13 protein-coding genes are annotated in these 12,809 nt (G+C 68.2%); 5 read left to right on the top strand and 8 right to left on the bottom strand.

Annotation, left to right across the window (positions count from 1 at the left end):
- The first annotated feature begins 13 nt into the window (after positions 1-13).
- Positions 14-1,096, top strand: a complete 1,083-nt coding sequence (locus ABZ345_RS03760; RefSeq protein WP_359842603.1) for a glycerophosphodiester phosphodiesterase — start codon at positions 14-16, stop codon at positions 1,094-1,096.
- On the opposite strand, the gene ABZ345_RS03755 is transcribed toward ABZ345_RS03760, so the two are convergent.
- Genes ABZ345_RS03755 through ABZ345_RS03740 form a run of 4 tightly spaced genes read right to left on the bottom strand, consistent with a single transcriptional unit; the run spans position 1,086 to position 4,654 of the window.
- Positions 1,086-2,210 carry an LLM class flavin-dependent oxidoreductase gene (locus ABZ345_RS03755; protein WP_359842601.1) on the bottom strand — a complete coding sequence of 375 codons (1,125 nt, stop codon included), beginning with the start codon at positions 2,208-2,210 and terminating at the stop codon, positions 1,086-1,088. The two genes, ABZ345_RS03760 and ABZ345_RS03755, sit on opposite strands and share 11 nt — an antisense overlap.
- A complete protein-coding gene (locus ABZ345_RS03750; RefSeq protein WP_359843112.1) occupies positions 2,207-3,130 on the bottom strand; it encodes an ABC transporter substrate-binding protein in 924 nt (307 codons plus the stop codon). The genes ABZ345_RS03755 and ABZ345_RS03750 overlap by 4 nt, the downstream gene beginning before the upstream one ends.
- A gap of 28 nt (positions 3,131-3,158) precedes the next feature.
- Positions 3,159-3,860: an ABC transporter ATP-binding protein gene (locus ABZ345_RS03745; protein WP_359842599.1), complete on the bottom strand. Its 702-nt coding sequence runs from the start codon at positions 3,858-3,860 to the stop codon at positions 3,159-3,161.
- Positions 3,845-4,654, bottom strand: coding sequence for an ABC transporter permease subunit (locus ABZ345_RS03740; protein WP_359842597.1), 810 nt, complete (start codon positions 4,652-4,654; stop codon positions 3,845-3,847). Before ABZ345_RS03740 ends, ABZ345_RS03745 begins: the two co-directional genes overlap by 16 nt.
- Before the next feature lie 146 nt (positions 4,655-4,800).
- Between ABZ345_RS03740 and ABZ345_RS03735 the strand changes: the two genes are divergently transcribed.
- Positions 4,801-7,245 carry a M48 family metalloprotease gene (locus ABZ345_RS03735; protein WP_359842595.1) on the top strand — a complete coding sequence of 815 codons (2,445 nt, stop codon included), beginning with the start codon at positions 4,801-4,803 and terminating at the stop codon, positions 7,243-7,245.
- On the opposite strand, the gene ABZ345_RS03730 is transcribed toward ABZ345_RS03735, so the two are convergent.
- On the bottom strand, positions 7,238-8,527 hold the full coding sequence (locus ABZ345_RS03730; RefSeq protein ID WP_359842593.1) for an adenylosuccinate synthase: 1,290 nt from the start codon (positions 8,525-8,527) through the stop codon (positions 7,238-7,240). The genes ABZ345_RS03735 and ABZ345_RS03730 overlap by 8 nt on opposite strands.
- Positions 8,528-8,637: 110 nt before the next feature.
- Here ABZ345_RS03730 and ABZ345_RS03725 point away from each other — a divergent pair, with 110 nt between their 5' ends.
- The 3 genes from ABZ345_RS03725 (at position 8,638) to ABZ345_RS03715 (ending at position 10,233) form a co-directional block, all read left to right on the top strand.
- On the top strand, positions 8,638-9,246 hold the full coding sequence (locus ABZ345_RS03725) for a hypothetical protein (RefSeq protein ID WP_359842591.1): 609 nt from the start codon (positions 8,638-8,640) through the stop codon (positions 9,244-9,246).
- A gap of 103 nt (positions 9,247-9,349) precedes the next feature.
- On the top strand, positions 9,350-9,982 hold the full coding sequence (locus ABZ345_RS03720) for an HNH endonuclease family protein (protein ID WP_359843110.1): 633 nt from the start codon (positions 9,350-9,352) through the stop codon (positions 9,980-9,982).
- On the top strand, positions 9,982-10,233 hold the full coding sequence (locus ABZ345_RS03715; protein WP_359842589.1) for a hypothetical protein: 252 nt from the start codon (positions 9,982-9,984) through the stop codon (positions 10,231-10,233). The genes ABZ345_RS03720 and ABZ345_RS03715 overlap by 1 nt, the downstream gene beginning before the upstream one ends.
- On the opposite strand, the gene ABZ345_RS03710 is transcribed toward ABZ345_RS03715, so the two are convergent.
- The 3 genes from ABZ345_RS03710 to ABZ345_RS03700 form a co-directional block, all read right to left on the bottom strand.
- Positions 10,142-11,302 carry an FUSC family protein gene (locus ABZ345_RS03710; protein ID WP_359842587.1) on the bottom strand — a complete coding sequence of 387 codons (1,161 nt, stop codon included), beginning with the start codon at positions 11,300-11,302 and terminating at the stop codon, positions 10,142-10,144. The two genes, ABZ345_RS03715 and ABZ345_RS03710, sit on opposite strands and share 92 nt — an antisense overlap.
- Positions 11,303-11,409: 107 nt before the next feature.
- Positions 11,410-12,030, bottom strand: coding sequence for a hypothetical protein (locus ABZ345_RS03705; RefSeq protein WP_359842586.1), 621 nt, complete (start codon positions 12,028-12,030; stop codon positions 11,410-11,412).
- A 154-nt stretch (positions 12,031-12,184) separates the two neighbouring features.
- Positions 12,185-12,595, bottom strand: a complete 411-nt coding sequence (locus ABZ345_RS03700) for a DUF3151 domain-containing protein (protein WP_319964971.1) — start codon at positions 12,593-12,595, stop codon at positions 12,185-12,187.
- Between the last annotated feature and the right edge of the window lie 214 nt (positions 12,596-12,809).

The following is a 12,809-nucleotide window of genomic DNA, read 5'->3' as shown; positions in this document are numbered from 1 at the left end:
GAGGTCGAACGCGATGTACCGGAGAGGTATCGCCGCTGTTGTGCTCGTCTTGGCGGGCGCGGTCGTGGCAACCCTGCCGTCGGCGTCGGCACACGACGACAAGGGCCCGATCGTCATCGGGCACCGCGGCGCGTCGGCGTACCGGCCCGAGCACACGCTCGCGTCCTACGAGCTCGCCGCCCGCATGGGTGCCGACTTCATCGAGCCGGACCTGGTGTCGACCAAGGACGGCAAGCTGGTCGCCCGGCACGAGAACGAGATCGGCGGCACGACCGACGTCTCGACCAGGCCGGAGTTCAAGGACCGGCAGAAGACCAAGGTCGTCGACGGCACGCCGCTCACCGGCTGGTTCACCGAGGACTTCACGCTCGCCGAACTGAAGACGTTGCGCGCCAAGGAACGCATCCCCGCGATCCGCCCGCGCAACACCCTCTACGACGGCCGCTTCGAGATCCCGACGTTCCAGGAGGTCATCGACCTCTCCAAGCGCCTGTCCCGCGAGCTGCACCGCGAGATCGGCATCTACCCCGAGACCAAGCACCCGACGTACTTCCAGTCGATCGGTCTCGCGCTGGAACCGAAGCTCGTCGACGCGTTGAACCACAACGGCCTCAACCGCCGCAACGCCAAGGTCTACGTCCAGTCGTTCGAGGTGGCGAACCTCAAGCAGCTGAACAAGTCGCTGCGCGTGCCGCTGGTCCAGCTGGTCAACGGTTCCGGTGCGCCGTACGACTTCATCGTCGCCGGTGACAAGCGCACCTACGCCGACCTGGTCACGCCGGCCGGTCTGCGCGAGGTGCGGTCGTACGCGGACGGCGTCGGCGTCACCAAGGACCTGATCATCCCGCGCGACGCGGCCGGCTTCCTCAAGCAGCCGACGACCCTCGTCAAGGACGCGCACACGGTCGGCCTGATCGTGCACTCCTGGACGTTCCGCAACGAGAACTCGTTCCTGCCCGCGGACTTCCGGTCCTCGGCCGACCCGGCCGCGTACGGCCGGGCCTTCGAGGAGTACGACCTGTTCTACAAGACCGGTCTCGACGGCGTGTTCGCGGACAACCCCGACACGGCGATCGAAGCCAAGGTCAAGCGCTAGCCAGTGCGAGCGTGCGGTCCCCGTCGAGCAACCCGCGTTGCTTCAGCAGGGGCCGCACGCCCTCGCCGAACCAGTAGGCCTCTTCCAGGTGCGGATAGCCGGAGAGGACGAACTCGCTGATGCCGATGGAGTGGTACTCCTCGATCAGGTCGGCGACGTCCTCGTGTGAGCCCACCAACGCCGTTCCAGCGCCACCGCGCACCAGACCGACGCCCGCCCACAGGTTCGGGTAGATCTCCAGGCCGCGGACACCACGGCTGAGGTCGCCGCCGTGCAGCGCCACCATCCGTTGCTGGCCAACGGATTCCGACTTGCTGAGCTGTTCCTGCGCCTTCGCCACGGCCGCCGGGTCCAGCGCGTCGAGGAGCTTCGCGGCCGCCTCCCACGCTTCTGCCGAGGTGTCGCGGCTGATCGTGTGCAGCCTGATGCCGAACCGGATCGGCCGATCGGTCAACGCCCGCACCCGCGCGATCTTCGCCGCCACGTCCTTCGGCGGTTCGCCCCAAGTCAGGTAGACGTCCGCGTTGCGCGCGGCCACCGGCAACGCGGCATCCGACGAGCCGCCGAAGTAGATCGGCGGCACCGGGTCCGGCGCGGCCAGCACCGTCGCGTCCTGCACCTGGTAGTGCTCGCCCTGGAACGAGTACGGCTCGCCGGTCCAGATCCCGCGCACGATCTGCAGGAACTCGTCCGTGCGCGAGTACCGCTGGTCCTTGTCGAGCCAGTCACCGAACCGTTGCTGCTCAACGGAATCGCCACCGGTCACCACGTTCAGCAGCAACCGTCCGCGCGAAATCCGCTGGTACGTCGAGGCCATCTGCGCGGCCAGCGTCGGCGACAGCACACCCGGCCGGAACGCCACCAGGAACTTCAACGTCTTCGTCTGGCTGATCAACGCGGCCGTGGTCAGCCACGCGTCCTCGCACCACGTGCCGGTCGGCGTGAGCACGCCCGTGAACCCGACCTGCTCGGCCGTGCGCGCGATCTGCGCCAGATAGTCGATGTCCGGCTCACGACGCGCCCCGGCTGCAGGTGCGCGCTGAGCGTGGAAGTGCTCCACGACCGTGCGCCCGTCGCCGGATGTCGGCAGGAACCAGTGCAGCGTGACGCTCATGTGAGATCTCCCTGGAACCTCGTGTCGACGAACTTCGCGAAGTCGACCTTGCCCGGCAACGTCTTGTCCGCCGTGAACGCGTCCGCGAGCTCCTGCTCCGACTTGATCACCTTGTCGTCCAGCTTCACGACCTGGTCGCCGTTGCGTTCCACCGCGGCCCGTGCGACCTCGTACTTCAGCCCGGTCTCCGCCGCCCACGCCTTGGCCCACTCGTCGCGATGCGTGTCAGCCCACTTCTGCGCCTTGTAGTAGCGGACGAGGTACTCCTTGATCGCCTCGTGCTTTCCCTTGTCGTCCAGGGCTTTGCGGCCCGCGACCTGGAAGCCGTAGCCGTTCGACAAGCCCTCACCGGTGGCCAGCACGCGCGCCTTGGCCTCCTGCTGCGCCTGCGCCGTGTAGGGGTCCCAGACCGCCCACGCGTCGACCTTGCCCTGCGTGAACGCGCCGTACGCATCCGAGGGCTGCAAGAAGTTCAGCGTCACGTCCTTGGTCGTGAGCCCGGCCGCGCGCAAGGTCAGCAGCACCTGGCCGTGTGCCGAACTTCCCTTGGCCACGGCGATGTTCTTGCCCTTCAAGTCGGTCACGGTCTTCAGCGGCGAGTTCTCCGGAACCAGGATCGCGTCCGCCTCGACCTGTCCCTGTGACGCGCCGACCACGGCGATCTTGGCGTTCGCGGCGGCGGCGAAGATCGGCGGTGTGTTGCCGACGCCACCGAGGTCGATCGCCCCGGCGGACGAGGCTTCGAGCAGCGGCGGACCGGACGTGAAGGTCGACCACTCGATCTTGTACGGGAAGTCGTTCAGCAGACCGGCGCCCGTGAGCAGCGCCTTCGCACCGCCCTTCTGGTCACCGACCTTGAGCACGACCTCGCCCGCCGGGGTGTCCTGTGCGGTCGCGGCGCACCCGGTCGCGAACAGGATCGCGGCGAGCAGGCTGAGCAACCTTCTGCTAGGCAGCTGTTTCAACGTCCACTCCCAGGTCGGCGAGCACGCGGGTGCGTTGCTCCACAACGGAAGCCCGGCGGCGCGGGCGGGGCAGGTCGACGTGGTGCGTGGCGACGATCCGGCCCTCGTCGAGCACGAGGACCCGGTCGGCCAGCAGCAACGCCTCGTCGACGTCGTGCGTCACGAGCAGCACGGCGGGCTTGTGCCTGGTCCACAGGTCTTCCACCAGGTGGTGCATGGCGAGCCTGGTCAACGCGTCGAGCGCGCCGAACGGTTCGTCCAGCAGCAGCACGTCCGGCTCGCGGACCAACGCCCGTGCGAGCGAAACCCGTTGCGCTTCACCACCGGACAACGTCAGCGGCCACGCGTCGGCGTGATCCGCCAGCCGCACTTCCTCCAGCGCCTTCAACGCGACCGTGCGTCCGTCCGGCTTGTGCAGCCCCAGGGCGATGTTGCGCCAGACCTTGCGCCACGGCAGCAGACGCGGCTGCTGGAACGCGATCGACACCGTGCCGGGGACCTCCGCCACGCCGTCGACCTCCTCGTCGAGGCCGGCCAGGATCCGCAGCAACGTCGACTTGCCGCAACCACTGCGTCCGAGCAGCGCGACGAACTCGCCCGGGGCGATCTCCAGGTCGATCCCGTCCAGCACCGTCCGTGCGCCAAAAGCCTTGCGCAGACCACGAACACTCACCGCACTCGCCATCGCAGCACCCTCCTCTCCAGCAACCGCACCAGCGCGTCTGTCGTGAGACCGAGCAGCGCGTAGACCACGAGGCCGACGACCACGACGTCGGTGCGGAGGAACTCACGGGCGTTGTTGATCAGGAAGCCGAGACCGGCGTCGGCGTTGATCTGCTCGCCGACGATCAGCGACAGCCACGCGGTACCGAGCGCGATCCGCAGTCCCACCAGCGTTTGCGGCACGGCGGACGGCAGCACGACGTGCACGATCCGTTCGAACCGGTTGTAGCCGAGCACCCGAGCCGCCTCGACCAGGCCGGGATCGGTCTGCCGGATGCCCGAGTGCAGGTTGAGGTACAGCGGGAACGCCACACCGGCCGCGACCAGCGCGAGCTTGGGCTCCTCCCCGATCCCGAACCACAGGATGAACAGCGGGATCAGGCCGAGGTGCGGCAGCGTCCGCAGCATCTGGACGGGCGGGTCCAGCAATGTCTCGCCCCACCGGGAAAGGCCGGAGGCAAGCCCCAGAACAACCCCGGCAAAACCGCCGATGAGAAACCCGAATAGAACGCGCGTGATGGACACGGCGAACGCTTCGCCCAATTGGCCGTCCGCGATCAGCTCACCGGCCGACTGCGCGACGGTGACGGGAGAAGCGAGCTTGTCGGGCGACAGCACACCCGTTGAGCTGGCCAGTTGCCACAGCAGGACCAGCGCGACGGGGCTGATCCAGCGCAGCGGCAGCTTGAACTTTCGCGCCTGCACAGGCGTCGCGGATTTCGGCCGCGCGGCCACTCCTGCTATGGACAAGGTCATGGGCGGAAGTACAGGCGAGCCCACGACATGAGTCAACGACGCCCAAATCGTGAAAAAGCGTCGTACATCGAGATGTTCCCCGCACGGACACATTTCCTGCCAACGGCTTAGTGACAGCACGGGTCCGCAACGATCAACATGCACGCATGGATCCTGAGGGGGACAGACCGAGGGTGCCTTCTGGCACCACGCTGCGGTTCGCGTCGCTGGTGCTGCTGGCGGTCGCGACCACGCTGCAGATCTTCAGCCTGTACGCGTCCGTGTGGCCGGTGGCCACCTCGCTCGACAACGCCCGTTGCCAGGTGAAGTCAGGCCTCTACTTCACGTCGAACTTCGCGGTCGACCCCGATCAGTCCAAATGGGACGGTTATCGGGCGTGCATGGCGACGTTCCTAGGCGGTCGTGCCCTGTGGCTCGCCGGCGGACTGGTCCTGCTCTTCGCGACGGCGTGGCTGATCTACGCACTGCGCCCGGCGTTGCTGCGCTACCGGCGGAACCTGGCTCCCGTGCCGGAGGAACTGGTCGAGCCGCTCGCCGAACTGGTCGCGGAGGCCGGACTCGAGAAGGCGCCGACGTTCCTGCTCGACCGGGCGAACATCCGGGCGGGCGGCGTCGCGTTCGGCACGCACCGCCGCAAGTACGTCGCGCTCAACGTCGGCATGATGGCGTTGCGCCGCATGGAACCCGAGTCGTTCCGCACGATCGTGCTGCACGAACTCGCGCACGTCCGCAACGACGTCACGATCACCTACGCCACGCTGGCGATCTGGCGTGCTTTCGTCGTCGCGGTCCTGACGCCCTATGTGCTCACGTGGTTCAACGTGTTGATGCTGACCGCCACCCCGTTCCGGCTGCCTCCACCTCCTCCCGGCTGGACCTCCTTCACCGTGCTGTGGCACCTGGCCGTGCTGGTGCTGCTGGTGTTCGCCGCTCGAGTCGGCGTGCTGCGGGCACGGGAGAAGCACGCCGACGCGCTGGTCGTGCGGTGGACAGGTGAGCCGGCCCCGTACCGGCTGCTGCCACCCACCGGCCGGCTGCGCCGATGGCTCGGCCATCACCCCGCGCCCGCGAGCCGGCAGGCCGTCATGCAGGACCCCAGATCGTTGCTGCGGCCGGGTTTCTGGGAGACGCTCGGCAGCGCGCTCGCCGTGCAACTCGCGTGGTGGCACCTGACCGACGGACTGCGCGAGCTGACCTGGTACCGGGACGGCAACGAGTCGTTCCTGGTCATGCGGATCGTGTGGGCCGTGCCCGTGGCCGCTCTCATCGGCCTGATCGCCTGGCGGGGCGCGGCTTTCGGCCCGCGCCGCGGCACGTTCGCGTTGCCCGGTCTCGCTCTAGGACTTGGTCTGGTCCTTGCAGACCTGCTGGACATGCAGAACATCTACCCGTTGACGCTGCACAGCGTCATCGCCGCGATCGCGCTGTCCGGTACCGCGGTGCTCGTGACGATCTGGGCCGGATACTGCGCGACGCTCGTGCGCACCCGTTGGCACGGCTGGTTTCTCGGGATGTCGATCGCTGTGGTCACGTACACGTTGCTCGGCTGGTTCCCCGAGATCCGGGTGGCTCAAGCCGCTTGGCGCGACCGCCTTGTGCCGGTGATGGACCTTCTGCACAGCTACGCGCAGACGTTGCTGAACGAGATCGGGCTGAAGGCCGTGGCGATCCCGTTCCTGCTGAACTTCAACCGGCTGCTGACCGCGGCATCGCTGGCACTGCTGTGGCTCGTGCCGCTGGTGCTGCGGCGGGAGTTCCCCCGCTTCGCCGCGCTGGCCGGCGTGATCGGGGGCGTCCTGGCCGTCGCCGCGATCGTGCTGCTCGGATCCGCGGGCTCACCCCTGGTCGCCACCGCCTGGCAGATCGCGGCGGTCGTGGCGGTGCAGCTCGTCGTGGTGCTGGTGGCCCGCCTGGACCGCGTGGGGGCGCTGCTCACGACGTGGCTGATCGGGCTGACCGCGACGGTCGCGATCTGGCTGACGCACCTGGACGGCTCGCAGGTCGACAGCGTCCTGGCGATGCGACCGCACCAGGTCCTGCCGGTGCTGGGAACGCTCGCGGCCCTCCTCGCGGGCGGACACGGCCGTCTGGGCGGCTACACCCGCTCACGGCCGATCTGGGCGGCCGGAATCGCGGTGCTGAGCGTGGCGGTGGCGGCGTGGTCGCCGTCCGCGGGACCGAGCGTGCAGACGCTGCAGGCACCTCCCGCCGCGACCGCGAGGAACACCGACGAGGCGGTGAACACGTGGATCTACGGCGGCGGCTGGGACCGGATGATGACCGTGGTGAAGGCGAACGACCAGGTGTTCGTCGGCGTGCGGGCGGCGGACCCCGCGGCGATCGCGGCCGGGTGCGAGGCGCTGGGACCGGTGCTGCGGGAGGAGTTCCCGCAGCCGCCTGATCCGAAGATCGCCGCGACGTGGGCGGAAGCGTTGCGAGCCTTGGAGAACGGCTCGCGGTCGTGTCTCGTCGTCTTCCGGGACGCCGGCCCCGACGACGGCTCGATGTCGAACGAGTTCGTGAAGGGCCTCGAGCAGCTGAAGGTCACGCAGACCGCGCTGCTCGAGGCCCAGGAGCGAGCGATCAGCTGAGCACGTCGTGGCGGACGATCGTCTGGTCGCGGCCGGGGCCGACGCCGATCGCCGACACGCGGGCGCCGATGATGCTCTCCAGGTACTCGACGTAGGCCTTGGCGTTGGCCGGCAGCTCGTCGAACGTGCGGCAGTGCGAGATGTCCTCGAACCAGCCGGGCAGCTCCTCGTACACCGGCACGGCGTGGTGGACGTCGGTCTGCGTCATCGGCATCTCGTCGACGCGGCGACCGTCCACTTCGTACGCGACGCAGACCGGCACCCTCTCCAGGCCGGACAGCACGTCCAGCTTGGTGAGGAAGTAGTCGGTGATGCCGTTGACGCGCGAGGCGTAGCGGGCGATCACGGCGTCGAACCAGCCGGTGCGCCTGCTGCGACCCGTGGTGACACCGAACTCGCCACCCTGCTTGCGGAGGTACTCGCCCTGGTCGTCGTTGAGCTCGGTCGGGAACGGACCGGAGCCGACGCGGGTCGTGTAGGCCTTCAGGATGCCGATCACGGTGCTGATGCGGGTCGGGCCGACACCGGAGCCGACCGTCGCGCCACCCGAGGTCGGGTTCGACGACGTGACGAACGGGTAGGTGCCGTGGTCGACGTCGAGCAGGGTGCCCTGCGAGCCCTCCAGCACGACGATCTCGTCGCGGTCCAGCGCCTGGTTGAGCAGCAGGCGGGTGTCCGCGATGCGGTGCACGAAGTGCTGACCGCGCTCCAGCACCTGGTCGACGACCTGGTCGGGCTCGAGCGCCTTGCGGTTGTAGACCTTGACCAGCACCTGGTTCTTGAAGTCCAGGGCCGCCTCGACCTTCTGCCGGAGGATCTTCTCGTCCAGCAGGTCCTGCACGCGCACGCCGACGCGGGCGAGCTTGTCCTGGTAGGCGGGCCCGATGCCGCGGCCGGTCGTGCCGATCTTCGCCTTGCCCAGGTAGCGCTCGGTCACCTTGTCGATGGCCACGTGGTACGGCATGATCAAGTGCGCGTCCGACGAGATCAGCAGGCCGCTGGTGTCGACGCCCTTCTCCTCCAGCCCCGCGAGCTCCTCGAGCAGCACGCCGGGGTCGACCACGACACCGTTGCCGATGACGTTCTTCACACCGGGCGTGAGGATGCCGGACGGGATGAGGTGCAGGGCGAACTTCTTGCCGTCCGGGAGGACCACGGTGTGACCCGCGTTGTTGCCACCCTGGTAGCGGACGATCCACTGGACACGCTCACCGAGGATGTCGGTGGCCTTGCCCTTGCCCTCATCGCCCCACTGGGCACCGATAAGCACGACGGCCGGCATGTGAAACTCCAAGCGCTTGGACTGGTTCGAGCGAACGCCGGTAAGCGAGGGTAGACCAGGAGATGACCGTGCACGGAATCGTGTTGGCCTGCGGAAACACGCAGTTGCCAATGATCACTCAACGTGACGACGCGCACGTCGTCCCCGCCCGCCCCGGCAAGGACCACGTAGATCAGCACCTGGACGCCGAACGGCTCGTCGTGGTGGGCACGGACGCCGACCTCTCCGCCGTCGCGTTGCGGTTGCTGCGCAAGGAGAAGCTCGGTTCGGTGACCCTCGGTTACGTCCCCGTGGGCGAGTCGCCCGTCGCCGCGCTCTGGGGCCTGTCGACCGACCCCGGCCGCGCCCTGGACATCGCGCTGAACGGTGACGTAGATCCCGTCCCGTTCGTGCGCGACGACGTCGGCGGCGTGCTGATGGGTCTCGGCGTGTTGTCACCGGTTCGTGGCGTCGGTTACAGCGACGCGGACAACGTGCTGCGCGGTCAGGCGTCCCGGATCGAGTGCACGCCGGACCCCGACGGCGGCTTGGGCCTCGTTGTGCGAATTGTTAACAAGCGGCTGATCGGCTCGCGCGTCCGGGAAAGCCGCCCGCGCGCATTCCAGCTCGGCTGCCTGCCCACAACGGCCGTTTTGGATGGTCACAAGCACCCTCGCCCGGTCGACAAGTGGACCTGGTACCGCCACACCGAAGACTTGAGGCTGGCTCGAGGCGTCTAGTCGTGCGCCTGTCATTCACTTGAGTGTCACCCAAAGGTATTGCCTAATTCCATAAGGTAACTGAGGGTTGTCCCGATCACTTCCAACAAGGAAGGTCGGGATGATGTCAAAAGTTAACCGAACCATTGGTGTTCTCGTTGCCGCAGCGGCACTCACCTTTGGTTTTGTTTCCCCTGCACTCGCGACACCCACCGGAATTCCCACCACCGCCGAGGCCAAATCCAAGCTGGCCGCGCTGACCGTCCGCGCCGACGGCCCGATGACGGGCTATTCACGCGACAAGTTCCCGCACTGGATCACCAAGCCCGGCACCACCTGCAACACTCGCGAAGAGGTCCTCAAGCGCGACGGCACGAACGTCGTGACCGACTCGTCGTGCGCGGCCACCTCCGGCCGCTGGTACTCGCCGTACGACGGCGCGACCTTGACCGCCGCGTCCGACCTCGACATCGACCACATCGTGCCGCTGGCGGCAGCCTGGAGGTCTGGAGCGGCGTCGTGGACGACGGCCCAGCGCCAGGCGTTCGCGAACGACATGACCCATCCGCAGCTCATCGCCGTCACCGACAACGTGAACCAGGCGAAGGGGGACCAGACCCCGGCCACCTGGAAGCCGCCGCTGACGTCGTACTGGTGCACTTACGCCAAGATGTGGGTAGGTACTAAGAGCTACTACGGCCTCAGCGTGAACTCGGCCGAGAAGACCGAACTGACGGGCATGCTCGGAAGGTGCTGATGACGTCGCACTCCTCGCTTTTCGTGGCCGGCCCCGGTGGCGTGATGACCGACGAGGTCGGCGTCGTCACCGGGGACCTCGAGCTGTGCACAGAACTCTCCGACGACGGAAAGCTCCGGGCACTGGTCCGCTACGAGGGCGCGGAGGAGTGGTACGCCATCACGGGAGCTTCTTGTCTGCTCGCTGATCCTCGCGACCACGAGCCGGTTCACCAGCTTCTGCTGGGCCTGCTGAACCGGCCGGAGGGCTGAGGGGCGGCAACGCCTCCATCGCCTCGCTCCGGCTCAACCCGGTCGCCTGCAGCAGATCCACCGCGAGACTCCGGATCTGCGCCAGCACCACCTTGGACGAGAACCCGTCCCCACCGAGGCGCCGCGCGGTGAGATGCCGCGCGGCGTCTCGCACGGCTTCTCTGGTGTCCTTGGGCGTCTTGCCCTTCTCCAGCTCGCCCCTGAGGCAGTCGACCGCCGCGGCGTAGGCGTTCAGCACGTCGGGGACGCCGTCCGGGATCTCTTCGCCCGCTTTGAGCGCCGCCATCGACCGGCGCGCGAGCACGCGCGTGTTGCGGATCGCGTAGTCCACCGGGCCGGCCGCGGTCTGGTACCGGCTCAGCTCGTCCTTCGACCGCCACCGGATGGGCGCGATCTTCGCGATCTCGCTCCCGGTCTGCAGCGCGGACTTGTAGTCGTCGATCGTCGACTGGCTGGTGCGCAGCTCGGCCAGCACGCCCGCCGCCTTCACCGCGTCGGCCTCGGTGAGGGCCTCGGCGAGGGTGCGCAACGCGCTGCTGAGGGTGTTCGTCAACGCCTTGAGCTGCCGCTGGGCCACCGTCACCGGGTTCGCGGGCAGCAGCGCCGCCACCGCGAGCCCGACCAGTCCGCCGGTCAGCGCGTCGATCATCCGGTCGAACCCACCGCCCGCGCTGGGCGGCAGCAACGTCGCCACGAGCACCGCCGACGAACCGGCCTGCAGCGCGATGACCGACCCGCCGTCCAGCAGCACGGCCGCCGACATCGCGAGGGCCACGACCAGCGCGATCTGCCAGGGACCGCTGCCGATCCAGCTGATCAACGCATCCCCGACCCCGACACCGACCGACACACCGACGACGAGCTCGCCGACGCGCCGCAGTCGTTGCCCCAGTGAGACTCCGAGGCAGACGACCGCGGCGATCGGCGCGAAGAACGGGTGCTGGTGTCCGATCACGAGCGTCGCCACGACCCAGGCAAGGCCCGCGGACAGGGCACTTTGGACGATCGGCAACGCGGCCCCGCGCCACCGCGTCAGCCCGCGCCCCACCGCGTCCCGGACAGCACCCACGCACCCACCCCGACCCGGCTCGCTCGACATGCGCCATCAGTCTTGATCCAACAGCCACCAGGCACAACCTGCGGGGACGCACGTCTCACGTGTCGCGGGTCGCGTGGCTAGACCAGAGCAAGGCCGACGAGCACGCCCAGCGTGACGCTCGCCGAGGCAACGGCACGGTAGAAGAACCGCCACCCGCGGCGGTGGTCGAGGATCCACGCGGCACCCCGCCGATCGGACTTCATGAACACGAGGAACCCCAGGAACCCCACCGCCAGACCGGCAGCGCCTCCGTAGAACGCGTGCCAGCACGCATTCGGGTTGCCAGTCCAGACGAACAGCCCGGGCAAGGCGAGAATGCCGAACAACACGACAACGGTGAATTTCACCCGCAGATACTTGGCCAGCGGCGAAGCTGCGGAGAACCCCGTCGTGATTCGTGGCCCGATCTGCAGCATGAGCAACAACGGGATGGCCGTCACAGCCCCGACGCGCAGCGAGGTCTCCCAGCCACCGACGTTCGACAACGTGTTCGTCGCCGCGGCGATGAAGCCGGCTCCGACGATCGCTCCTGCTGCCTTGCCCACCAGCCACTTCAGCGAAACGCCGATGCGGTGGATCGAGGCGGGCGTCTGCTCGGGCACGTCGGGCTTCTCCGTGCGCACCTGTCGTTCGGGTCGTCCGGCGACACGACGAACCGGCGCGACGACAGGTCTTCGAGGACGGTTGTTGCGTTTCATGGGGCACCCTCGTGGCGTTGGCGGCGTTTTGCCTACAACGCGCGGCCAGCGATCCTGGTGCCTCGAACTGTGTGCTCTTTTCGTGTGAAAAAGAACCGGCCCCTGATTCCACGTCAGTGGTCTCAGGGGCCGGCGAAACGAACAGCGTCCCCGCTCAGACCAGACCGAGCGCGGCAGGAGCCTTGGGGTCGGAGTCGGCGAGGAACTTGGAGCAGCGCTCCCACTCCTCATCCTCCCCGATCTCCCTGGCGGCACGGGCGAGCGCGGCCAGTGCGCGCAGGAAGCCCTGGTTCGGCCGGTGGTCCCACGGCACGGGGCCGAAGCCCTTCCAGCCGGAACGACGCAGCTGGTCCAGGCCGCGGTGGTAGCCGGTGCGGGCGTAGGCGTAGGCGGCCACGGGGTCGCCGGCGTGCAGCGACCGTTCGGCCAGCAGGGCCCACGCCTCGGAGAAGTCCGGGTACGCCCGCACGATCTTGCCGGGGTCGGTGCCACCGTCCGCGGCGGCCTGCGCCTCGGGACGATCGGGAAGACGGGTCGGCTCGGGCCCGAGGAGGTTCTCAACCATGCGGCTCATCGTGCCGCACGAGCAGGCCTCAGGAGATGAAGACCCTCATCACAGCGGCCACGACGGCCAGCACCAGCGCAGTGACCAGCACCCCAGCGATGATCTTCTTGCTCATGGGCGGCATGGTCTCGTGCTGGGCCGAACAGATCAACGCCGTTAACCCGATCGAGCACACGAATCGGCAACATCAGGGTAAAACCAGGGTGGTTCTGGC

Origin of the sequence: Lentzea sp. NPDC005914, from assembly GCF_040629405.1 — a bacterium.
In the GTDB taxonomy this organism is placed as follows: Bacteria; Actinomycetota; Actinomycetes; order Mycobacteriales; family Pseudonocardiaceae; genus Lentzea.
This window is presented reverse-complemented; position numbering and strand designations above follow the sequence as displayed.

Coding starts and splice junctions, on each gene's coding strand:
- ABZ345_RS03760 (WP_359842603.1), top strand. CDS start 14: ATGTACCGGAGAGGTATCGCCGCTGTTGTGCTCGTCTTGGCGGGCGCG.
- ABZ345_RS03755 (WP_359842601.1), bottom strand. CDS start 2,210: ATGAGCGTCACGCTGCACTGGTTCCTGCCGACATCCGGCGACGGGCGC.
- ABZ345_RS03745 (WP_359842599.1), bottom strand. CDS start 3,860: ATGGCGAGTGCGGTGAGTGTTCGTGGTCTGCGCAAGGCTTTTGGCGCA.
- ABZ345_RS03740 (WP_359842597.1), bottom strand. CDS start 4,654: ATGACCTTGTCCATAGCAGGAGTGGCCGCGCGGCCGAAATCCGCGACG.
- ABZ345_RS03735 (WP_359842595.1), top strand. CDS start 4,801: ATGGATCCTGAGGGGGACAGACCGAGGGTGCCTTCTGGCACCACGCTG.
- ABZ345_RS03730 (WP_359842593.1), bottom strand. CDS start 8,527: ATGCCGGCCGTCGTGCTTATCGGTGCCCAGTGGGGCGATGAGGGCAAG.
- ABZ345_RS03725 (WP_359842591.1), top strand. CDS start 8,638: ATGATCACTCAACGTGACGACGCGCACGTCGTCCCCGCCCGCCCCGGC.
- ABZ345_RS03720 (WP_359843110.1), top strand. CDS start 9,350: ATGTCAAAAGTTAACCGAACCATTGGTGTTCTCGTTGCCGCAGCGGCA.
- ABZ345_RS03715 (WP_359842589.1), top strand. CDS start 9,982: ATGACGTCGCACTCCTCGCTTTTCGTGGCCGGCCCCGGTGGCGTGATG.
- ABZ345_RS03705 (WP_359842586.1), bottom strand. CDS start 12,030: ATGAAACGCAACAACCGTCCTCGAAGACCTGTCGTCGCGCCGGTTCGT.
- ABZ345_RS03700 (WP_319964971.1), bottom strand. CDS start 12,595: ATGGTTGAGAACCTCCTCGGGCCCGAGCCGACCCGTCTTCCCGATCGT.